The organism is Bhargavaea cecembensis, assembly GCF_001619585.1.
GTDB lineage: Bacteria > Bacillota > Bacilli > Bacillales_A > Planococcaceae > Bhargavaea > Bhargavaea cecembensis_A.
The window spans coordinates 180,277-202,976 of the sequence record NZ_LQNT01000010.1; the positions used below are offsets into that span (position 1 = coordinate 180,277).

Here is a 22,700-nt window from a genome sequence, read left to right on the forward strand (position 1 = left end):
TGCAGTTTTTGGGTAAAGAATATCCAGCATCATTCGCATCGCGATCGGGTAGGGAGGAAATAGCATGAAGACGAGAGGCAGGAGGCAAAGTTCAAATATTGAGGACCGCCGCGGACAGGGCAGAGCGGGCGGTTTCGGCGGGCCGATTGCAATCGGCGGAGGAGGACTCGGAATTGTCGGGATCATCCTGTTCCTGTTGTTCGGTGGCGGCCTTGACGGTCTGTTTGGAATGGGCGGCCCGGATCAGGCCGGCCAGGAGGGCGGCACGGGTTATGTGGAGACGGCCGAGGAAGAGGAACTGGCAGATTTCGTGGGAGTCGTTCTTGCTGACACCGAAGAAATCTGGGGCGAAATTTTCGAGGAAAACGGCATGACCTATCAGGAGCCGACACTTGTCCTCTATACCGGCAGCGTCCAGTCAGCATGCGGCTTCAACAGTGCCGCGGTCGGCCCGTTTTATTGTCCTGGCGACCATAAGTTATATATCGACCTGAGCTTTTATAATGAATTGAAAAACAAATTTCATGCACCCGGAGACTTTGCGATGGCGTATGTCGTTGCCCATGAAGTCGGCCACCATGTCCAGACGCTTCTCGGCGTCAATGAGGAAGTGAACCGGGTCCGCCAGCAGGTGAGTAAGGAAGAATTCAACCGATATTCGGTCGCGATGGAGCTTCAGGCCGATTACCTGTCAGGTGTCTGGGCAAAGCATGCCCAGGAACGGGGCTACCTGGAGGAAGGCGACTTCGAGGAAGCGATGAATGCGGCCAGCGCCATCGGGGATGATACGATCCAGCGCCGGTCCCGTGGGTATGTGGTCCCGGAAAGCTTCACCCACGGAACGTCCGAGCAGCGGATGGAATGGTTCAACCGCGGATTTGAATACGGTGACCTCGAGCACGGCGATACGTTTTCCGAACTTCTGCGATAATCACAAAAGACGCCCGGCCATGATGGCGGGCGTCTTTTCGTATGTTATTCTTTGATGAATTTGACGATCTTCGGTGCCGCGAGGAAGAGGATGATCCCGAGGACGATCGACAGTCCCCCGATGGTTCCGAAGTAAAGGTTTTCCGTTTCCGGTGTGTTCAGCTTGACGATCTGGGCGTTGATCGCCTGTGCCGCCGCGTTCGACAGGAACCAGAGGCTCATCGTCTGTGCAGAGAATGCGGCAGGCGCGAGGCGCGTGGTCGCGGCAAGGCCGACAGGCGACAGGCAAAGCTCACCGAGGACAACGAGGAAGTAGCTCAGGACAAGCCACATCGGGTTGACCAGGGCGCCTTCTCCGCCGAGCATGCCCGGAAGGAGGATGACGATGAACGACAGCCCTGCAAACAGGAGGCCGAACGAGAACTTTCGCGGAATCGACGGGTTCCGGTCTCCGAGGCGTGTCCACATCCAGGCAAACAATGGTGCCAGAATAATGATGAACAGCGGGTTCAGCGACTGGAACCAGGCCGGCGAAATCTCAAAACCGAACGCGTTCAGATCGGTCCGCTTGTCCGCATAGCGAGCAAGGATCGTGGAACCTTGTTCGGCAATTGCCCAGAACATGACCGACGCGATGAACAGAGGGATATAGGCGATCAGCCGGGACTGTTCCGTAGGCGTGGTTTTCGGGCTGCGGTACATGACGATGAAATAAACGGTCGGAATCAGGATGCCGAGCACACCGACAAGCGCGATGACCCCATTGATCGTGATCCAGCCCTGCGGAATCATCACTGCGAGAAGGGCTGCAATGACAACCATGCCGATGATTGTGTATTTTGTCCAGTTTTTCTTTTCTTGAGCGGACAGCGGGTTTGGCACCTGCGTGCCGGCAAGACCCAGGTTCTTTTTCTTGGTGACGACGAAGGTCACGAGACCGACAAACATCCCGACTGCTGCGACAGCGAAGCCGAGGTGGAAACTTACGCCCATGAGAGAGCCGACGATCAGCGGTGCAATGAAACCGCCGAGGTTGATCCCCATGTAGAAGATGGAGAACCCGGCGTCGAGGCGGTGGTCGTCTTTAGGGTAGATCTCGCCGACTGCGCTCGAAACGTTTGGCTTCAGAAGACCCGTACCGAGGACAATCAGCACCATCGAGACGAAGAACAGGGCGACATTACCCGGAATGGCCAGGGCGATATGACCGAGCATAATGAGGATACCGCCGTAGAATACGGCTTTTGAAGTACCGAATACACGGTCGGCAAGCCAGCCGCCGATAATTCCGGACATGTAGACGAGCGAGCCGTAGATCGACATGATCGAGAGGGCAAGCGGTTCGCTAAGGCCGAGGCCGCCCTCCGAAACTTCGTAATACATATAGAAGACGAGGATGGCCCTCATCCCGTAGTAGGAGAAACGTTCCCAGAATTCCGTGAAGAAGAGGGTGAACAGTCCTTTCGGATGTCCGAAGAACCCTTTCTGAGGAACACTCTCCACAATTTCACGGTGCGATAGACGCGACATATTGTGCTACCTCCTTAATTGTAGACCATATTATACTACTCCTCGCATTTTTAATTGTCAAAAATAATTTTTGGAAGCAGAAACTCAAGGGTGAGTTGGTAGGTGAAAATCAAAACGTTATATTGGAATAATCGAACTATCATTGGAATTCAATCTATTTAACAATTAATGATGTTCAATTATCTATTTCAAAATCCCGTTAAGGAAGAAACAGCATCCCGGAAACACGCGATTGGCATGTTTCCGGGATGCTGTCTGTTTGTGATTATTGAAGGATTTTCAGTTTCTGTTCGAATTCCTCCGGTGTCATGGCTTTGAGGGATTCGAGGGCACTTATGCCTTCCGCGCTTACGGCATACGGGTCTGCGCCGGCTTCATAGAGGAGGAGCGCGATGTCATAGTGGCCGAAATCAACCGCGGTGGTAAGGGCAGTGCCATGAATGTCGCTGGCATTCGGGTCGGCTCCTGCTTCAAGGAGGATGGCGGCTGCGGAAGCATTGCCATCGTAGGCGGCAAAATGGAGCGCAGTCGTCTCCTCTCCGTCGGTTTCCTCCAGATCCGCTCCGTCCTCAATCAGGCTCCTGAGCTGATCATCATCGGCCTCATAGACGGCATCCGAGAGGGGAGGAAATGCGGGTTCCTCGTAGAATTCTTCAGATTCTGCAATGGCCGGCATCAAATTGCCATAGACCAGACCGCCTCCGGCAAACGAAACGATAACACCGACATAGGCGGCAGCCGCTATTGCAGTCAAGCCCGTGGCCCAGAGTGCAATCCGGCCGTTGTTCTGCCGGTAGTGGGGCGTGCCCTCAACCTGCATGAAATGGCCGACTGCCTGGACGCGTTTCGGCAAGTTCGGATGCGAAGAAAGAATCTCGCTGAGCCAGACGGCTCCATTGGATTCAGAATGGATCTGCTCAAGCCAGGCAGTTTCGTCGACTTCCCTGTAGACCCCTTTGCCGGCACCGAGCAACGTGAGTGCACGCTTTGCTGCAGCACCGTCTCCGGTGATGTAAGCCGCTTCCCGGTCACAGGAATACTCACAGGATCGGCTGTACGCCTGTGCAAGGAATGGAACGAAGCGGGCCGGCATGATGAGGAGGTTTTTCAGGATGTGACGCCTCCGGATATGGGCCAGCTCATGGGCGATGATGAAATCCAGTTCTTTCTCGCCTTTCTCGCGTGCCAGCTCGAACACTTCGGAGTACAGGACGATCATATTCCGTCCGAAAAAGCGGGTGGCAAAGGCATTGAGCGCTCCCTCGGACTGCACGATGAAAATGTCCGGCACGTTGCGGAGTCCCATTTTTGCTGACAGTTCCGCCGCACGCGCGTATACATCGGGAAACTGGCGCTCTGACAGACGGACGCCGTTGCCCCGGACCGACCCGAGCATGATGGCATTGGTGAACAGGACAAACGCAAACACGATGAGTGCGATGCCGATCCCGATGATGGATAGCGCTGCGACCAGGTAGATCAGGACGCTGACGATCGCCGAGAGGATCAGGTAAACCGTTTCCCTCGGTGACGTGATGGTATTCAGATTCATGATGGCTCCCCTTTTAATAAATTGGCGGACGAGTATTTTTCTTCCAACCTGCTTCATTATAATCTAGCGTTCCGGTATAGAACCGTCAACAGTACGTTCGGATCAAGTCAGAGATTTGTGTTTCAAGGGGAAGAAATACAGGAAAGAGAACACACGGGAATCACCAATCCATTCCAATCATGACCCCTCGTAGGGCCGCGGCTTCCTTGACTTGACAGAGCAGCGTAAGATAGACTGAATGTTGATTTGCGGATGCCGAAAAATGAAGGCACCGTACGAGAATGAAGGGGTTTAAACTATGCCGAAAATGGATTTCTTGCCGGTTATTTTGGGATCGGATGATAATGCGTATGGAATGGCGCGTGCCTTCCATGAGGAGTACGGCATCAAGAGCATCGTTGCGACAAAAGGGCATCTCCTATCCACGATGCACAGTAAAATCGTAGAAAAGAAAATCTTTGAGAATTTCGACGATCCGAAGACTTTCGCAGATAGCTTGCTTTCATTAAAGGACGAGCTGAAACAGCGGGGGGAAAAGCTTTTGCTGATTGCCAGCAATGAGAACTATGTCGAACTGGCTGTCCGGGCACGGTCCGTCCTGGAGCCGCACTACATCCTGCCGTTCGTCAGTGAACAGATGATGGACGATATCATCTTCAAGGAAAAGTTCTACTCGATGTGCGAGGAGTATGATCTGGATTATCCGGGTACGGTCATTTTCAAAAAAGGAATGGATCCGTACATGGAGCTGCCGTTCGACTTTCCGGCAGTCGTGAAGCCTTCGGACAGTATGCGCTACTTCAACGCACAGTTCGAAGGGAAGAAGAAGGCGTATGTTGTCGACAGCCGTGAAGAGTTTGTCGACGCGATTACGAAGATTTACGGCTCCACATATGACGGGACCCTCATTATTCAGGACTATATCCCTGGTGATGACACGACCATGTATGTATTGAACGCCTATTGCGACAGGAACGGCAAGGTCCGGATGATGTGTCTCGGCCATGTGCTACTCGAAGACCCGACGCCGATCCTGATCGGCAACTATGTGGCCATCGTCGGAGACAAAAATCAGGAACTGTATGATCAGTACAAGAGATTTCTCGAAGCGATCGGTTTCACGGGCTATGCGAACATCGACCTGAAGTACGACCGGCGTGATGGTAAGTTCAAGATCTTCGAGCTGAACATCCGGCAGGGCCGAAGCAGCTTTTTCGTAACTGCGAACGGGTATAACATGTCGAGATATCTTGTGGAGGACAGGGTCTACCACCGTGACAACCCGGTCGTCTATGGAGATAACGAAGTGCTCTGGCACGGTATTCCCCTTGATATCGTCGTGAAATACACGACTGATCCGGAGCTTACAGAACAGGTTCAGAGCCTGATCCGCGAAGGGAAGACCGCCTCGACGCTTTATTATGAAAAGGACCGGAGCTTTATCCGCCGGTTCAAGCTTCACTCATACTATAAGACTTACCATCAGCGGTTTGAAGAATACTTCAATCCGAGAGGGTGATCCCGCCTTCCCAGGAGGCGGGATTTCTTGCTGATGGACATGGAGGTTTACATAGGGTGCCAATCTTAGACCATAACAACAAAGAAATGACGGCCAGGTATGAGGAGTTCGTAAAGAAGTCTCCGTACCGAGCCATCACGCAGGACCTGCAATGGTCAAAAGTAAAGAACGACTGGGGCAATGAACAGGTATACGTAGAGCAGGATGGTGAGATCGTAGCGGCGATGTCCATTCTCGTCAAGAAGGTTCCCGGCGGATTCTCACTCCTGTATGCACCCCGGGGCCCGGTATGCGACATCACCGACCGGGAACTCCTTTTCAGGCTGATGAAAGAAGTCGAGCCGCTCGTGAAGAAACATAAAGCGTTTGCTTTAAAGTTCGATCCGGAAGTGCGGTATTCCAGCTCGCTTGAACAGCAGTTCACTTCGATGGGCTTCAAAGTCCATAACCGGGAAGAGGAGAAGGAGGCGCTCATCCAGCCCCGCCTCAACATGATCCTCTACTTCGAGGACCATGACGAAGAATCGATCATGATGAAATTCTCCAAGAAATGCCGGAATATCATCCGCGGCGCAATCAAGAAGGGCGTCACTGTGAGTTACGGTGATAGCGATGAGTACCTGAACGACTTCTACTCGATCTACAAGACGATGGCGGAGCGGAACGGAATCACGACGCGCTCGATCGATTACTTTAAGCGGATGCGCGAGGCGTTCGGGAAGAACTTCCGCATTTACATTGCTGAACATGAGGGTGATCAGCTCGCTGCCGGGCTGACGATTAATTACAGCGGCAAATTGTATTATCTGTATGCGGGAAGCACCAATGAGAAGCGCAACCTGAACCCGAACCATCTGATGAACTATGAGATGATCAAGTGGGGAATCTCAGAAGGAGCGGAACAGTACGACTTTGGAGGCGTGTTCGAGCTGAGTCCAAAAGACGGATTGTATCTGTTTAAGAAAAGCTTCTGTGATAAGGACGGGCATACTGAATACATTGGAGAAGTGGACAAAGTATACAACCCGCTGCTCTATACCATGTTCGTCAACGTTGTGCCGAAGCTGCAAAAACTGAAGAAGAAACTGCGTCGCTAAAGCGCAGACATAAAACCGCCCCGCAGCCGGAGAGATCCCCGGCTGCGGGGCGGTTCGTTTTAATGGCGCCAGTCTGTTGCGGTCCGGCATATATGCCTACCGGTTATCGCAGAACCTTATATGGGTATAGTTCCTTCATAGGATTTAATGTCGGTAGGGGGAATGACGTTGAATAAAGTCTTTACGATCGTTTCATTCATCGGTGTGCCGCTCGTTGTAGCGGGCTCTTTCCTTCACTGGACGAGTCTGGTGATGTTCATACTTTGCTGTGTGAGCATTATTGGCCTGTCCGCAATCATGGGGAGAGCGACGGAGTCGCTTACCATCATATCGGGGCCGCGTGTAGGCGGGTTGCTGAATGCGACGTTCGGGAATGCAGTCGAGCTGATCATCGCCATCTTCTCGTTGAAGGCAGGATTGGTCGGGATCGTTCTTGCTTCTCTGACCGGTTCGGTAATCGGGAACCTGCTTCTTGTGCTCGGACTGTCATTTTTCATTGGCGGCCTCAAACATAAGCGCCAGAATTTCAGTTTGCGGGATGCCCGCTATAATGCCGGGCTCCTGATTTTCGCCATCATTGTCGCATTCGTCATCCCGGAGATCTTCTCCCAGAGAATGGACGACCGTGGCACGATCAGCCTGAGCATCGGGGTCTCGGTCATCATGATCCTGCTTTATCTGGCGGGGCTGTTCTTTAAGCTGGTCACGCATCGGGGATATTTTACCGGATCCGACAAAGAAAGTCATGGCAACCAGGAAGAAGAAGAGGCAGAATGGTCAAAGGGGAAGGCGATCCTCATTCTGCTTCTGGCTACGGCTGCGGTGGCTTTTGTGTCCGAAAACCTTGTCCACACATTTGAGGACATCGGAGAGCGCTTCGGATGGTCTGAACTGTTTATCGGGGTCATCATCGTCGCCATCGTCGGAAATGCCGCGGAGCACGCTTCCGCCCTTATCCTGGCGGTCAAGAACAAGATGGATGTATCCGTTGAGATCGCCGTCGGTTCGACACTCCAGGTAGCCATGTTCGTTGCACCTGCCCTGGTCCTCATTTCGCTGCTGATGCCTGTGCAGATGCCGCTAGTATTCACGGTCGCGGAACTGGTCGCGATGATTACGGCGGCACTGCTCACGATCGTCATCACGCTGGATGGGGAGTCAAATTGGTTCGAAGGGCTGACCCTGCTTGCCGCCTATCTGATCATGGGCATCGGGTTCTTCTTCCTTTGACCGATGGAACAAAGCCGGTTTCGATTTCGTCCCAAGGGGGAAAGATAAAGTCGGTAACATCATGAGCAAGGAGAAGAATGCACCATGAGAGAATTGCATGAAGGCCCGATGGATGAGAAAAAGCAGTCCATCATCGATAAGCTGGTGGATGAAGGAATTTTCAAGATTGACGGCAAGCAACTGTACGAGCTGCCCATCTATACATTATTGAAGCAATACACCGAATTGCAGGAACAATAAACGTTTGCCGGACGGCCATCAGCCGGCCGGCTTTTTATATCGGAGGGATCAGGATGCAGAACGAACGGCTGGAACGCATCCGGGATGAATGGCTTGAAGAGGCAACCATCCGGGAGATGCAGGAAAAGATGGAGAAAGGAGAAGTTACGGCAGAGGAAATCACGGTCATGTACCTGTCGAGGATCTCGGAATACGGCCGCAACGTCAACGCCGTCCTCGAAGTAAATCCGGATGCGCTGCAGATCGCAAGGCAGTTGGACTATGAGCGCCAGGTGAAAGGGGTACGTTCGCCCCTGCACGGGATTCCGGTCCTGCTCAAGGACAACATGGACACCGGGGACAAGATGCACACCAGCTGCGGGTCCCTTGCCCTGGCCGACCACTACGCGGCGGAAGATGCCTTTCTGGTGAAAAAACTGAGGGAAGCCGGTGCGGTCATCCTCGGCAAGACGAACATGACCGAGTGGGCCAACTTCATGTCCGACAAGATGACGAACGGATACAGCTCCAGGGGCGGGCAAGTCAAAAACCCTTATGGCCAATTTGATTGCGGCGGATCAAGCTCCGGTGCGGCCGTGGCGGTCGCCGCGAATCTGGCGGCGGCGTCGGTCGGCACGGAAACGACCGGGTCCATCATCGAGCCTGCCGTACAGAACAGCCTTGTCGGAATCAAGCCGACTGTTGGCGCCATCAGCCGGACAGGTGTTATTCCTCTGTCCATGACTCAGGACATCCCCGGGCCGCTTGCCAGGACCGTGGAAGATGCGCTGCTCGTGTTCCGGGTGATGATCGGAGAGGATCCGTCTGATCCGGTCACATCCCTGAGCGGAGTATGGGAAGACATGGACTGGGAAGCCTGCCTTGATCCGGATGCGCTAAAAGGCGAACGCATCGGCGTCGCCCGCAACATCTTCGAAAACGAGGCCGACAGTGAGTGCAAGAACCTGTTTAACAAGAAGCTGGAAGTGCTGAAAGCGTGCGGAGCTGAAATCATTGACGACATTGACCTTGGTGTCATGGAAGATGACCTGGGATATGATGTGCTCATGCACGAATTCAAGACGGCAGTAAACGCCTATCTCGGCAGGACGCCGGCAAGCAATCCGATCCGGACACTGTCTGATGTCATCGAATTTAACCATCAGCATCCTGAGGAAACGCTGAAGTTCGGCCAGAACATGCTGGAGCAATCGGACCGCACATCGGGGACACTGACTGAGCGGGCTTATCTCGAAGCGCTTGAGCGGAACCGGCATCTGTCGTCCGAGTTGGCGCTGGAGAGGGCGTTCAGGGACCATGACATCAGCGCGCTAGTCTTTCCCCACTACCACGGGCTCAGTTTCGGCGCCGCAGCCGGATATCCCGGTGTGGCGGTTCCGGCAGGAAAGACGGAGGAAGGCGAGCCATTCGGCATCGCTTTCTATGGGAAGGCGTTCGCGGATCCGCTCCTGATCAGATTCGCCTATGCCTTTGAGCAACGGGAACAGGGGCGGATCAAGCCGCCGAATGGGTGATGGCATTTCTATCGGAACGAATGCCTTCTGTGATATAATTTACACCCATAAACTGATAGACAGCAAAGGATTGGACAACATGGAGAAGAAAACACTTGGAATTCTGGGAGGAGTCGGACCGCTCGCTACGATGTATATCGGAGAGATGATTGTCCGGCATACGGATGCTGATCGTGATCAGGATCACGTGGACATGGTGATTACAAATAATACCGCCATTCCTGACCGTACCGCCTTCATCATCGATCCGGAAAAGACTGACCCGGTTCCTTTCATCGTACGTGATACAGAGAGACTTGCCGGGGCCGGAGCGGATATGATCGCGATCCCATGCAATACGGCCCACACATTCTATCGGGAGATCGCAGCGGCTTCTCCGGTGCCGGTTCTGAATATGATTGAAGAGACGATAAAACGTGCAGCTGAAGAGGGAGCCGAGAAGCTTGGTATCCTGGCAACAGACGGAACGATCATCAGCCGGGTTTATCAGGATGCGTGTGAATCCAAAGGAATCATGCCAGTCTTGCCAGACACGGATATTCAGGAAGCCGTCATGTCGATTATTTATGATTATGTAAAGGCCGGGCGCCCTGCAGACCCTGCTTTGTGGGCGAAGGTAGAAGAGAATATGAAGGAAAAAGGCTGTGACAGAGTCGTGCTTGGCTGCACCGAACTGTCGATTGTAAAAAAGGAGCTGTCGTTGAATGAGCATTACATCGATTCGCTCCTCGTCCTTGCAGAAAAGGCCATCTTGGCATGCGGTCACAGTCTCAGAATGCATAAATAAAGATCATGCGGATGGTAAACGTTTCTCTGCCATCCGTTTTGTATATCGGTGATTAATCCGGAGAAACACTGGAATGGAGAAAAATATTGTTGTGAAACGGGGAATGGATGATGAGTTGGATCGAACGGCTGGAGCCGCAATTCCGGGATAAATGGACATTTGAAGAGGAGATGCCGATTCAGTCCAAAATGATTCCCGCGATGATCGACGGACGGGACATCGTCGCGGAATCGCCGACAGGGTCGGGGAAGACGCTCGCCTATGTCATCCCGCTGCTGTCGCTTGTTGATGGCACTTCAAAGAAAACGGAGGCGCTGGTCATGGCGCCTTCCCAGGAGCTTTGCATGCAGATTGTCGAAGTGTTCCGCGAATGGACGGAAGGCACGGACGTCACGGTCACGCAGCTGATCGGTGGGGCGAACAAGCAGCGCCAGATCGAGAAGCTGAAAAAGAAGCCGACAATTGTCGTCGGGACACCGGGGCGCGTCTGGGAGCTGGCCAATGACCGGAAGCTGAAGATGCATGATATCCGGCACATCGTTTTGGATGAAGGCGACCAGCTTCTGGGGCGTGATCACCGGACCGATGTCAAGTCGCTGGTCGGGGCTGCAGCTTCGGACTGCCAGGTTGCAGTCGTGTCGGCTACGATCACCGATGAAATCCGTCTCGTTGCGGAGCGCTTCATGGACGATCCTCTCCAGCTGAAAGTGACTGCGGAAGAGCTGCCGAAACAGGGCGAGGTCACGCATTCTTTCATCAAGGTGGACGAGCGCGACAAAACGGACCTGATCCGGAGGCTTTCCCACGTGGAAGGCTTGCAGGGATTGGCCTTCATCAACAACACGGATCAGCTGCTCATGAAGGAATCGAAGCTGAAGTTCCAGGACGCGCCGGTTGCGGTCCTTCACTCCGGCATGAATAAGATGGAGCGCAAACAGGCACTTGACGGGTTCCGTGACGGCACGGTGCGCATCCTCATCGCGACGGATCTTGCGGCACGCGGGCTCGATATCACCGGCCTGACGCATGTCATCCATATCGACGTGCCGCGTACCGAAGAGCAGTACACGCACCGTTCCGGCAGGACTGGGCGCGCAGGTGCAGACGGGGAAGTGCTGTCGTTCGTTTCGTATCCGGACGAGAAGACGTACCGGAAGCTGACCCGTACACTGACGGTCAAACCGGTCCAGAAAGTCTGGCATAGGGGAGGCCTGATCGAGGGCTCTTCGAAAACCGTACAGGCTGCATCCTCAGGGAAGCCTGCGGGCAATGCCGGCAAGGGGCCGCGCAACAGTAAGAATAGGGAAGGGAACAAGGGCGGCAAACGGCGATGAGGCGGTTTGTCCTCCTCGTCGGCGCACTATTGCTGCTGATTCCGCAAACAGGCCCCGTGCAGGCTGCCGCTCCGGCCGCCTATGTCGCGCTCGGCGACTCGCTTGCGGCCGGACAGACCCCGAACCGGGAGATTGACCTCGGTTATGCGGACATGATCGCGATGGAGCTGCGCAGGCATGTGCCTCTTGCCTTCTATTCAAAGGATCTCAGCTATCCCGGCCTCACAAGCGGGCAGGTGCTGGAGCGTGTGAAGTCGGAAGAGGCACGCCCGATATTGGAGCGTGCCACATTGATTACGGTTTCTGCAGGCGCCAATGATCTGCTCGGCCTGGTGCGCTACGATTCCCGGGCGGGCACGCTCGCCTACGACCGGATCCCGGCTGACTATGCGCTGAACGGGGTCAGGAAGAATGTTTCGGCCATTCTGGACGAACTGGCGGAGCGCGCACCGCGGGCGAAAGTCTATATCATGGGCTATTATTTCGCATATCCGCATGCCCGTGAAGAGATGAAGCCGGGTCTGAGGAAAGAGCTGGGCAGGCTGAACGCCATTCTGAAGCAGGAGGCGGAAGCTACGGGAGCGGTTTTTGTCCCGGTCGAAGAGGCATTCGCCGGCGAAGGCACCCAGCTGCTTCCGAACCCCGCGGACGTCCACCCTTCACTGGAAGGGTACCGCCGGATGGCGAATGCCTTCTTTGAAACTTCGCCTTACCGGCTGACCGTCCAGCCGTGGGAAGTGCCGCCTCCGAACCCGGTCTCGTTTAAGGAGATGAGCCGGCGGTTGCAGAAGGCGGACGGACGAAGCGCCGATGCCGGCGGCAGAAAACCGGACCGATATACGGCTGATGACCATCTTCAGGGCATCCACGCCATTTACTTTAACCCCTCCGATCTGCCGGAGGGGTTTTTATATGGTGACTTTGCCTTAGTGAAGTGAGACGTTGGCTGAATTGTTGCTTAGCGGGACGCAAAAACCCCCGCCGTTTCCGGCGGGGGTATGTCAGTCCATCTGAATTCCGGTTTATTCCAGCCGCCGCATACTCAGAAAATCACGGTCTTAATCCGATTTCCCTTGAGTAAGGACGAATTCGTGTCGCATACTCCGAACCCGGACGCCATACTCCAAACTCGTATCGGATACTCCGAACTCGGTCTCCATACTCCAAACTCGTGTCACATACTCCGAACTCGGACGCCATACTTCAAACCCGTGTCGCATACTCCGAACTCGGACGCCATACTCCAAACTCGTGTCACATACTCCGAACTCGGTCTCCATACTCCAAACCCGTGTCGGATACTTCGAACTCGGTCTCCATACTCCAAACTCGTGTCGGATACTCCGAACTCGTGTCGGATACTTCGAACTCGGTCTCCATACTCCAAACTCGTGTCACATACTCCGAACTCGGACGCCATACTCCGAAATCCGATGTCATACGCCGTTCATCCGCCCCAATTTCATGCAAAAACCCCCGCCGTTTCCGGCGGGGTATGTCAGTCCATCTGAATTCCGGTTTATTCCAGCCGCCGCGCGGGCAGACTGGGGTTATCTCTTCAGCAGCCGAGGCGCGGTGCCGAACAGAAGGGCACAGGCGGCGGCCGTCAGAATGATTGACGGGATCATGTAGCCCGCGTTGTAGACGATCGAATACCACCAGACGTTATCACCGGCATCAATTGCCGCGGCACCGAAGAATACGACGCCCGACAGGACGTGCATGACGTAGCGGAGCAGGCCGCCGATGACCGTGCCGATGACGATGCCGGTTACCATCCGCCCCTTATTGCCGGAGTCGGCGCCGCCCACGACCATGGGCCGCAGAAAAGCAGCGGCACCGATCACGACAAATGCCGCAATGTAATCCAGGAAGCCCTGTACCGGGTGAATGATGTAGGCACCGGCGAATGTCTGGAGAATGCCGAGGATCAGGCCGGTAAGCAAGCCACCGCCAAGCCCCCAGCGAAAGGCCATCAGGACGATCGGCACCATCGTGAGGCTGATGGATCCGCCCTGGAACCAGAGTTTAATGGAAATCTGATCGAGCACAAAGCCGATCGCGGAAAAGATTGCGACTTCGATCAGGAGCTGGAGACGTGAGTTGCGCTGCATAGATGATTCCCCCCATTTTTAATGATGTCGCAAGATGGGGATGACCAATATAAAAAGCGTCCGGGACAGAGCCGGACGCCTTCGGGCATCGTTTTCCATCCACATCCCTGCGCAAGCATGACCTTACAGGTTCAAAGGGTCTGGGCGGCGGGCGCCCACTCTCAGCCGCATCTGCGGCTCCCCTTGTGGTTCAACTATTCAGTATGGACCCTTCAAGTGTAGACTACCCGCCCGCTGTTTTCAACCTGACCCGGCATACGATGAAAACAGCTGTGCCACATTCCGGAAGGAGGGCATGATGGACAATCCCCGCATTCTTTCATCAATCAATTACTTCAGCATCCTGTTTGCTCCCGTCCTGTTCCCGTTCATCCTGCTTCTGGCGTCGGGCGACGGGCTGGTCAGGCGCCACGCGAAGCGGGCACTTGCCATCCAGCTCATGCCGGCGCTGCCGCTCGCGGCCCTGCTGGTCATGACCTTTATCGGGGCGAATGAGGTGAGGGAAGCGGCGTTCACCGGCACGGTGCCGTCTTTCGGGCATGCGGGCATGACCGCCCTGCTGTCCCTTCTGTATGCCATCTTTCAGGGGGCGGCGTTCGTCTGGTGCACCGTGGCGGGGATCCGTGCGCTGAGAACCTGACTGTTTGGCGCCGGTCCGGTCTGTGGTATAGTGGAAACTGAATCCACAGAAGGAAGTGCTGAATCGAATGATCGCGAAGACGACCGAAGACTTCGAGAATCTCAAGAAAATCGGGCGCATCTGTGCGGAAATCCGCGATGCGCTGAAAGACGCCGCAAAACCCGGCGTCACGACCAGACAGCTGGATGACATGGCAGGCCGCATGTTCGAGGAGAAGGGAGCCATCTCCGGTCCTAAAGGCGAGTATGACTTTCCCGGCTTCACGTGCATCAGTGTCAACGAAGTGGTGGCCCATGGCATCCCCGATGACTATGTGATCAAGGATGGCGACATGGTCAACATCGATGTGTCGGGTTCGTACAACGGTTACTTTGCCGACACGGGCATTTCGATCGTGGCAGGCGAACCGGACGAGGAAAAACAGAAACTCATCGATGTCGCGAAGGCGGCCCTCGACAGGGCGATGGAAAAGGTGAAGCCCGGCGGACGGCTGAATCAGCTCGGCAAGGCGGTCAGCCGTGAGGCGAGCGACAACGGCCTGCATGTGATCAAGAATCTGACAGGCCACGGAGTAGGCCGCTCCCTCCATGAAGAGCCGAGCCATGTGCTGAACTATTATGACCGCTGGGATACCACCCTTCTGAAGGAAGGCATGGTCCTTGCGGTCGAACCGTTCATCTCCCAGAAGGCAGAGCACATCATCGAAGGCGGCGACGGCTGGGCGTTCATCACGCCGGACAAGTCACTTGTGGCCCAGATTGAGCATACCGTCATCGTCACGGCGGATGGTCCGCTTCTGATCACTGACATCAGCGAAGACTAAAAAACGGTCCCGGGATCATGTCCCGGGACCGTTTTACGTATAATAGATGATTATTCTTCCGCCGTTCGCGGCACTTTACCGCTTTGCCTTCTGCTTACGACCATCCAGGTGATGACCGCTCCGGCGAGGAAAAGGGAAGCCGCGGAAACAAGAGGCTCGTCAAGCCCGTTCTTTGCAGCGACCATGATGGACATCCATGCAAAGACGCCCGCAAACATATCATCCCTGTGGTGGTAAAGAAAATGAAGTGCAATCGCTGCGGCAAATGTCAGCGTGATGATTGCCCAAAGCGCATCGCTCAGGCCCAACCCGCCCCAATCATTCTCCTCAAGCGTATAGTGAATCGCAACGAGGAGGCTGAAGAAGAAATAGGAGAAGATCCCCGATATGGGAATCCGTCCCGAAAGGCGGTTCTCCTTTTTCGGATAGGTGAAGTAGAGGGCGGCCAGGACGGCCAGCATGGCGACTTCCGCCGCTGTGAACAGGATAAAACGTTCTTCCTGCCAAGTGATGATTTCGATGATATGGAGAATGGAGGCCGCGATGAACAGAGCGGCACGCAGGTTCGCAGTCGAGGGCCGGTCCGCCTTGCCGCCGCCGCTGAGAACATACAGCCCCAAAAGCGGCATCAGGACAATCAGGATCAGCGACGAGTACATGGACGGCATGAAGACGACCGGAAGCCGCGCAGCAATCTCCCCGGCGGGCCGCCCGAATGCCGGCATGAACATCGCCGACGCATGGAAGCCGACCGCCGCAGCCAGGGCGATCCCCATCAACAGTTTTCGGATCAATCTTCTTCACCTCCTACCCGTATTAGTATACATGGGATTTTCGGCGTTAACGGTGGAAAGTGTGACGCTTTTTTGCCAGTTGGCAAGTTTCGCCTTCCGAACAACCGTGTTATAATTGCAGGGAAATTGTTTTTAGAAAATTGGCAAACAGTCAGGGGGAATTGGGATGTCAACAACTACGTACCCGGTCACCTGGGACCTGGAAACGTTTTTCAGTGGAGGCAGTGAATCCGAAGAACTTCGTGACCATCTTCAGGAAGGGGCGGAAAAAGTCCGCAGCTATGCTGAATCGGTCGCAGCTTTCAGCTCACCTGCAGCCGCAGACGCAGCAGAGCAGGTCGCGGCTCTGCTTGAAGAGACGAAAAGCACATCGGCCCACCTGAGAGAAGCCGGCGCGGTCATCGGCTGCTTCCTGGCACAGGACACGACAGATAAAAAGGCGCATCTCCTGCAGGGAGAAGTGTCCGTGCTCGGCGCAAAGTTCCAGACGGCATTCATGTCGTTCCAGCAGAAGCTGGCGAAGACTGATGAGAAGGTCTGGGAAGAGATGCTCGCTTCCGATCAGCTGCAAGTGTTTTCGTTCATCCTGGATGAATGGCGCAAAAAAGCCGGTGCCAAACTTCCGGAGGAGCAGGAAGCGCTCATCACGGCACTGTCCGTCGATGGCTACCATGGCTGGGGAGAACTTTACGACCTGCTTGTCGGAGACATGCAGGTGAAGGTCACGGTGGACGGAGAGGAGAAAGTGCTTTCCGTCGGACAGGCGAACAATCTCGGCACCCACCCCGATCCCGCGGTCCGCAAAGAGGCGTTTGATAAGCTGGAGGCCGCATGGGCCGAGAAGGAAGAGTTCTTCGCAAAGGCACTCAACTCACTTGCGGGATTCCGTCTGCAGGTGTATGAGAAGAGGGGCTGGGACCACGTCCTCCATGAACCGCTCGAGTACAACCGCATGAAGCAGGAGACGCTTGACGCGATGTGGGGCGCCATTTCTGCCAATAAGCAGCCGTTTGCGGAATACCTGAACCGCAAGGCATCCCTTCTCGGCAAGGAACAGCTTGACTGGTATGACTTTTTCGCGCCGGTGTCCGAATCAACTTCGAAACTGGATTATCAGGAAGGCGCTGAATTCATCCTGAAGCATTTCGGTAAGTTCGGTCCGGAACTCGAGTCGTTCGCCCGCATGGCGTTCGAAAACGGCTGGATCGAGGCGGAAGACCGTCCGAACAAACGACCGGGCGGTTTTTGCACCGGTATGCCGCTGTCCGAGGAATCCCGTATCTTCATGACGTACAGCGGCTCGATGTCGAACGTCGCCACGCTCGCACACGAACTCGGTCACGCCTTCCACTCGTATGCGCTCCGTCCGGTCCATCAGCTCAACAGACAATATGCGATGAACGTTGCGGAGACCGCATCGACATTCGCCGAGATGATCGTCGCCGACGCGGCGGTGAAGGAAGCGCAGACGAAGGAAGAAAAGATCGCTCTCCTTGAAGACAAGGCGCAGCGGAGCGTTTCTTTCTTCATGAACATCCATGCACGCTTTCTTTTTGAAACGCGATTTTACGAAGAACGGAAAAAGGGCGTCGTTTCTTCTGACCGCCTGAACGAACTGATGGAAGATGCACAGCGCGAGGCCTATGCCGGAGCACTCGGCGAGACGCACCCGCACTTCTGGGCCTCCAAACTGCACTTCTATATCACTGGCGTTCCGTTCTATAACTTCCCGTACACATTCGGCTACCTGTTTTCACTGAGCATCTATGCCAAGGCGCTCGAGGAAGGAGAGGCGTTTGAGGAGAAGTATATGGCGCTCCTGCGCGATACGGCTGTCATGACGACCGAGGATCTGGCGATGAAGCATCTTGGTGAAGATATCACGAAGCGGGACTTCTGGGAAAAGGGTGTCCGGCTCTGCATCCGGGATGTGGAAGAGTTCCTGAGCCTGACGTCCGGAGAAGGGTGAGCCGACTTGATTACTCTGAAGGGCGAGAGGGTCATCCTGCGCGTCCTCACTGACGACGACGCACTTGCCATGACGAACCTCGTATCAAGGAACAAGCACTACTGGACCGTTTATGAGCCCAGGCATGACAGCTCCTATTACACAGTCAGCGTCCAGCGCGAAAAGATCCGTGAGTCGCTCCAGCAGCTCAGGGAAAAGCGGGAATACAGCTTCGGCATCTTCCGGGCGGAAGACGGCCGGCTGATCGGCCACATCTCCCTGTATGGGCTGAAACGGCTGCCTTTCCTGAGCGCCTTTGTCGGTTATTCCGTCGATCAGGGGGAAGCGGGCCGCGGCATCGCGACGGAAGCCCTGAAGCTGGTCCTGCAGTTTGGCTTCGAGCGTGCGGGGCTCCACCGGATCGAGGCCTATGTGTCTCCGAGAAACCAGGGTTCGGTCCGTGTGCTCGAGAAGGCCGGGATGGAGCGGGAAGGCCTCCTGCGCCAGCTGCTATTTATCAACGGTGTATGGGAGGACCACTATATTTATTCCATCATCGAGGACGGACATTGAAAGGGTAAGGCCGCTCTGCGGAAACCCATTGCAAAACTGAGGACCCTATTCCGGCCATGAGCCGGACAGGGTCCTTTTGATATGTCTTTTAAATACAAAAAACCCCGGAGGCAGGGGGCTGCGTTCCCGGGGTGTGTTCTAATTCAGTTTGCAACTTTGCGCATGGTTTTAATCGTACCGAGTGCTTTACCGGTGCCGAATACGACGGCCTTCATCGGATCAGGAGAGGTATGGACAGGTACGGAGATGACCTGTGACAGCCAATCCTGCATGCCGTTCATGAGAGCGCCGCCTCCGGTGAGCACGATGCCCTGGTCGACGATGTCGCCGGACAGTTCCGCAGGGCATTGCTCGAGTGTCGTACGGATGGCTTCAAGAATCGTTTCCATGCCTTCTTTCAGGCATTGCTGGATATCGCGGGAGTGGAGGGTGATTGTCTTCGGCAGACCCGTAACGACGTCACGGCCCCGAATGTCCATCGTTTTCGCTTCATGGGCGATCGGCGCGAATCCGATTTCCTTCTTGATCGCTTCTGCTGTCTGCTCTCCGATGATGAGGTTGTGGCGCTTTCGGATGTGATGGATGATTTCCTCATCCATTTTGTCACCGGCGAACTTCACACTGTTGGAAGAGACGACGCCTCCAAACGAGATGATCGCGACTTCGGTTGTTCCGCCGCCGATATCGACGATGACGTTCGCGATCGGTTCGCTCACCGGAAGATCCGCCCCGATGGCTGCTGCGACGGGCTCTTCGATCAGGTGGACTTCTTTGGCGCCTCCGGATTTCACGGCATCCACGATCGCGCGCTGTTCGACGGAAGTGGCGCCGCAAGGGATTGAAACGACCACACGGGGCTTCCGGAGGGTCTGGCCGAGTTTCTTGGATGCCTTGGCCATGGCGGATTTAAGCAGTTCTGCTGTCATATCATAGTCCGCGATGACACCGTCACGGAGCGGCCGGATGGCTGTGATCTGCTCGGGTGTTTTTCCGAGCATCACTTTTGCCTCGTGGCCGATGGCAATCAGCTTTCCTGCCGGATCGACGGCGACGACAGAGGGTTCATCAAAGACGATTTCTTTTGATTTTGTATAGATGAGTAAATTGGCAGTGCCAAGGTCGATGCCGATATCAGTAGAATTCCACATTTAAGTTGCCTCCCGGTAACGGTACTTTCTGCTGATGATAAGTATAGTAGAAAATAGCCTGTCCGCAAATTAGTAGATAATGGTATATGACAAACCGGAATGAGCCTGAAGATCTATTTAAAACCAAATTGAGGGAAATTATTAAAGCGTAAAGGGTGGAATGTTACAAAAATCGTCATGAATTGAAATCAGATTGTAAGGGAAATTTCATTTTGAAATGAAGGGTGCCGGGGTCTGAATATTTCAAGAAGAAACATATGATGGGGAAACTTTAAACTTGGAGGTCCGCGGGTGAAAGCAGCAATTTACAGCACTTATGGTTCTGCTGAGGCTATAGGGATAGAGGATGTGGAACCACCAACCATCAACGAACCGGACAGGGTATTGATTCGTGTACACAGTGCATCCGTCAATACTTTGGACTGCTTGTACCGCAAGGGTTATTTTCCAACCAGGAAGGATAATGGCCTAACGAGACCCAAGAATCAGATACTGGGCATAGATGTTGCCGGAACCATTGAGGCTGTCGGTGAGGATGTCCGCAACTTTAAGGTGGGGGATCATGTTTTCGGGAGCTGCTTCGGATCTCATGCAGAATATGTCGCGCCACGTGAGAATGCCTTATGTCATATGCCGAAAAACATGACTTATGAGGAAGCGGCTGCAATACCATGTGCCGCTCAAACTGCATTACAAGCATTGAGAGATGTAGCACAGGTAAGGCCAGGTCAAAAAGTCTTAATATATGGAGCTTCTGGCGGAGTGGGGCATTTTGCTGTTCAACTTGCAAACTATTTTGGGGCTGAGGTAACTGCTGTCTGCGGCACTTCTAACTTGGATTGGGTTAAGGAACTCGGTGCACAATATGTAATTGATTATACCAAGGAAGATTTCACGGATAACGGAGAAAAATACGACGTTATTCTGGATGCAGTGGGTAAGCGAACCTTTTTCAGTTGTCTAAAATCTTTAACCGAGGAAGGTCTTTATATCACGGAACACCCGTTTCACCCTAAATATCACCCATTTCAATTGATGATCGGCTCGTTAATTGGTCGAAAAAAAGCAAAAATCCATTTTACGAAACCGAATCATGGAGATTTGGATTTCCTTAGAATTCTTGTGGAGAAAGAGAAATTAAAACCGACTATTGAAAAATGTTATCCGTTTGAGGAAATTATAAAAGCGCACCGGCACATGGAGAGCGGGCGCACAAAGGGCAAGATCGTTTTGAAATTCTGATAGAGCATTTGTGAGGTTTCCATAGGGAATTAAAAAAGAATTGCCGGATGACCGGCAATTCTTCAGGAGTCAAGCGTATATGTTTTCTCGGGTTTATCGTCGATGGTAACCGAGTCTTCCGAGATCATTGCGCGCTGCAGGAAGTGAATCATGATCAGCATGCCGAAAAGCAGCAGGACCGTGAAACCGATTACTGTTGTAAACATCAGCCACATAGCAGAATACTCCTCTCTATTCTTGTTCCTATGCATCTCTATAGCTCATTATACTACAGAATATGCCTGTTTTTAAGAGGACATTGCTGGAATACGGCTGAATTGTGACAAATGTGAACCCGCCATCCCTTGTGTCATGCAATGTCAGTATGGAAAATTGTTATCAGAATGCCCACTCGCCGCCGCGGAGAATCGGCTCTGCCGTACCATCTTCAAGGATGCCGTCGATGTCCATTTCTTCCGAGCCAATCATAAAATCGACGTGGGTGATGCTCTGGTTGAGTCCGTGCTTTTGCAATTCTTCGCTGTCCATCTCTTTGCCGCCTTCGATGCAGAAGGCATATGCGCTTCCGATCGCCAGGTGATTCGAGGCGTTTTCGTCAAACAGCGTATTGTAGAAGAGCAGGCCGGACGTTGAAATCGGAGAAGAGTGCGGGACAAGCGCAACTTCACCAAGGGATTTTGCTCCTTCATCCGCTTCGATGAGATGCTTCAGCACGTCTTCACCCTGCTCAGCCTCGACTTCCGTGATCCGCCCATCTTTGAAGGTAATCTTGAAATTGTCGATGATGTTGCCGCCGTAGCTGAGCGGTTTTGTGCTTGAGACATAGCCGTCGATGCGGTCCTTGTGCGGGACAGTAAATACTTCCTCCGTCGGCATGTTGGCCATGAATGTCGCCCCCTGGGCGTTGATGCTCCCTGCACCGGCCCAGATATGGCCTTCCGGCAGGCCGATGGTCAGATCCGTTCCCGGAGCGGTGTAGTGAAGCTTTGTATATTTCTTCTTGTTCAGATGATCGGCTTTCTCGTAAAGCGTCTCATCATGCTGTTTCCACGCTTCGACAGGGTCTTCGGTATCTACGCGGACGGCCTTGAAGATGGCATCCCAGAGGGCAGGAACCTGATCTTCTTCAGGCAGGTCGGCGAACACCTTTGAAGCCCATGCCTCTGATGGAGCTGCAATGACCGTCCAGCTCACCTTATCGGACTGTATCGCCTGGCGATAGGACTCCAGGGCCTGGCCGGCGGCTTTCTGGAAGTTTGCGATCCGCGTCGGATCGATCCCTTTCAGGAGATCGGGGCTCTGCGACACGATATTCATGAACGCTGCATTCATGCCGACCAGTTCTTCGCGCATCTTCGGAATCCAGGCAGGGAAGTCACTAAACGAATCTTCAGGTGCCATCTCATATCGGAGACGGGAAATTTCATCATCCTGCCAGTCGACGATGACATGACGGGCACCGGCTTCATAGGCCTTTTTTGTTACAAGCCGTACGAATTCCGCCGACTCGGTCGAGGCGCCGATATAGAGCGGTTGCCCGGGCTGGATATTGACGCCGACTTTCACTGCCAACTCTGCGTACTTGTCGAGATTTTCTTCAAATGTCCCCATTGTCCAAATCTCCTTTCCGATCTAACCATAGTCTACCAATAGCAGGGTATGGCCGGCAACGAAAAATCCCCCGT

21 protein-coding genes and 1 riboswitch are annotated in these 22,700 nt (G+C 54.1%); of the genes, 14 read left to right on the forward strand and 7 right to left on the reverse strand.

Annotated features, from left to right (window positions below):
• The first annotated feature begins 64 nt into the window (after positions 1–64).
• Positions 65–931 (forward strand): neutral zinc metallopeptidase, encoded by an 867-nt coding sequence (locus AV656_RS10290; RefSeq protein ID WP_063181616.1) that lies wholly within the window; start codon positions 65–67, stop codon positions 929–931.
• Positions 932–975: 44 nt separating this feature from the next.
• Here the strand turns inward: AV656_RS10290 and AV656_RS10295 are convergent, their stop codons facing one another.
• A complete protein-coding gene (locus tag AV656_RS10295) occupies positions 976–2,460 on the reverse strand; it encodes a peptide MFS transporter (RefSeq protein ID WP_063181618.1) in 1,485 nt (494 codons plus the stop codon).
• A gap of 265 nt (positions 2,461–2,725) precedes the next feature.
• Positions 2,726–4,012 carry a M48 family metallopeptidase gene (locus AV656_RS10300; RefSeq protein ID WP_063181620.1) on the reverse strand — a complete coding sequence of 429 codons (1,287 nt, stop codon included), beginning with the start codon at positions 4,010–4,012 and terminating at the stop codon, positions 2,726–2,728.
• A gap of 298 nt (positions 4,013–4,310) precedes the next feature.
• On the opposite strand from AV656_RS10300, the gene AV656_RS10305 reads away from it, so the two are divergent.
• From AV656_RS10305 to AV656_RS10335, 8 genes are all read left to right on the forward strand, one after another.
• Entirely contained in the window at positions 4,311–5,531 is a 1,221-nt protein-coding gene (locus AV656_RS10305; protein ID WP_082818709.1) for a hypothetical protein, read from the forward strand.
• 56 nt (positions 5,532–5,587) lie between these two features.
• A complete protein-coding gene (locus AV656_RS10310; protein WP_063181622.1) occupies positions 5,588–6,628 on the forward strand; it encodes a lipid II:glycine glycyltransferase FemX in 1,041 nt (346 codons plus the stop codon).
• Between the two features lie 162 nt (positions 6,629–6,790).
• Positions 6,791–7,858: a calcium/proton exchanger gene (gene cax, locus AV656_RS10315; protein ID WP_063181625.1), complete on the forward strand. Its 1,068-nt coding sequence runs from the start codon at positions 6,791–6,793 to the stop codon at positions 7,856–7,858.
• A gap of 84 nt (positions 7,859–7,942) precedes the next feature.
• On the forward strand, positions 7,943–8,098 hold the full coding sequence (locus AV656_RS16145; RefSeq protein ID WP_008300531.1) for a Fur-regulated basic protein FbpA: 156 nt from the start codon (positions 7,943–7,945) through the stop codon (positions 8,096–8,098).
• A 53-nt stretch (positions 8,099–8,151) separates the two neighbouring features.
• Entirely contained in the window at positions 8,152–9,612 is a 1,461-nt protein-coding gene (locus AV656_RS10320; RefSeq protein ID WP_063181627.1) for an amidase family protein, read from the forward strand.
• A gap of 79 nt (positions 9,613–9,691) precedes the next feature.
• Entirely contained in the window at positions 9,692–10,399 is a 708-nt protein-coding gene (locus tag AV656_RS10325) for an aspartate/glutamate racemase family protein (protein ID WP_063181629.1), read from the forward strand.
• A 110-nt stretch (positions 10,400–10,509) separates the two neighbouring features.
• On the forward strand, positions 10,510–11,733 hold the full coding sequence (locus tag AV656_RS10330; protein WP_063181631.1) for a DEAD/DEAH box helicase: 1,224 nt from the start codon (positions 10,510–10,512) through the stop codon (positions 11,731–11,733).
• Positions 11,730–12,671 (forward strand): SGNH/GDSL hydrolase family protein, encoded by a 942-nt coding sequence (locus AV656_RS10335; RefSeq protein WP_063181633.1) that lies wholly within the window; start codon positions 11,730–11,732, stop codon positions 12,669–12,671. The genes AV656_RS10330 and AV656_RS10335 overlap by 4 nt, the downstream gene beginning before the upstream one ends.
• Positions 12,672–13,283: 612 nt before the next feature.
• On the opposite strand, the gene thiT is transcribed toward AV656_RS10335, so the two are convergent.
• The gene (gene thiT / locus AV656_RS10340; RefSeq protein ID WP_063181635.1) at positions 13,284–13,847 is read right to left on the reverse strand and encodes an energy-coupled thiamine transporter ThiT; all 564 of its coding nucleotides are present in this window, start codon (positions 13,845–13,847) and stop codon (positions 13,284–13,286) included.
• An 87-nt stretch (positions 13,848–13,934) separates the two neighbouring features.
• A riboswitch (TPP riboswitch) is annotated at positions 13,935–14,041 on the reverse strand.
• Between the two features lie 104 nt (positions 14,042–14,145).
• Here thiT and AV656_RS10345 point away from each other — a divergent pair.
• Both AV656_RS10345 and map read left to right on the forward strand, forming a co-directional pair.
• Positions 14,146–14,487, forward strand: coding sequence for a DUF4870 domain-containing protein (locus AV656_RS10345; protein ID WP_063181637.1), 342 nt, complete (start codon positions 14,146–14,148; stop codon positions 14,485–14,487).
• Between the two features lie 67 nt (positions 14,488–14,554).
• Complete coding sequence (gene map, locus AV656_RS10350; protein WP_063181639.1) at positions 14,555–15,310, forward strand: type I methionyl aminopeptidase; 756 nt, start codon at positions 14,555–14,557, stop codon at positions 15,308–15,310.
• Between the two features lie 50 nt (positions 15,311–15,360).
• Here the strand turns inward: map and AV656_RS10355 are convergent, their stop codons facing one another.
• Complete coding sequence (locus tag AV656_RS10355; RefSeq protein WP_063181641.1) at positions 15,361–16,104, reverse strand: hypothetical protein; 744 nt, start codon at positions 16,102–16,104, stop codon at positions 15,361–15,363.
• 166 nt (positions 16,105–16,270) lie between these two features.
• Between AV656_RS10355 and AV656_RS10360 the strand changes: the two genes are divergently transcribed.
• Entirely contained in the window at positions 16,271–18,073 is a 1,803-nt protein-coding gene (locus AV656_RS10360) for a M3 family oligoendopeptidase (RefSeq protein ID WP_063181643.1), read from the forward strand.
• Positions 18,074–18,079: 6 nt separating this feature from the next.
• Positions 18,080–18,625, forward strand: coding sequence for a GNAT family N-acetyltransferase (locus AV656_RS10365; protein WP_063181646.1), 546 nt, complete (start codon positions 18,080–18,082; stop codon positions 18,623–18,625).
• A 143-nt stretch (positions 18,626–18,768) separates the two neighbouring features.
• On the opposite strand, the gene mreBH is transcribed toward AV656_RS10365, so the two are convergent.
• Positions 18,769–19,773 (reverse strand): rod-share determining protein MreBH, encoded by a 1,005-nt coding sequence (gene mreBH, locus AV656_RS10370; RefSeq protein ID WP_063181648.1) that lies wholly within the window; start codon positions 19,771–19,773, stop codon positions 18,769–18,771.
• 291 nt (positions 19,774–20,064) lie between these two features.
• Between mreBH and AV656_RS10375 the strand changes: the two genes are divergently transcribed.
• Entirely contained in the window at positions 20,065–21,015 is a 951-nt protein-coding gene (locus AV656_RS10375; protein ID WP_063181650.1) for an NAD(P)-dependent alcohol dehydrogenase, read from the forward strand.
• A 62-nt stretch (positions 21,016–21,077) separates the two neighbouring features.
• Here AV656_RS10375 and AV656_RS16500 read toward each other — a convergent pair whose 3' ends face one another.
• Complete coding sequence (locus tag AV656_RS16500) at positions 21,078–21,230, reverse strand: hypothetical protein (RefSeq protein WP_197462240.1); 153 nt, start codon at positions 21,228–21,230, stop codon at positions 21,078–21,080.
• 163 nt (positions 21,231–21,393) lie between these two features.
• Positions 21,394–22,626, reverse strand: a complete 1,233-nt coding sequence (locus AV656_RS10380) for an aminopeptidase (protein WP_063181652.1) — start codon at positions 22,624–22,626, stop codon at positions 21,394–21,396.
• Positions 22,627–22,700 lie beyond the last annotated feature (74 nt).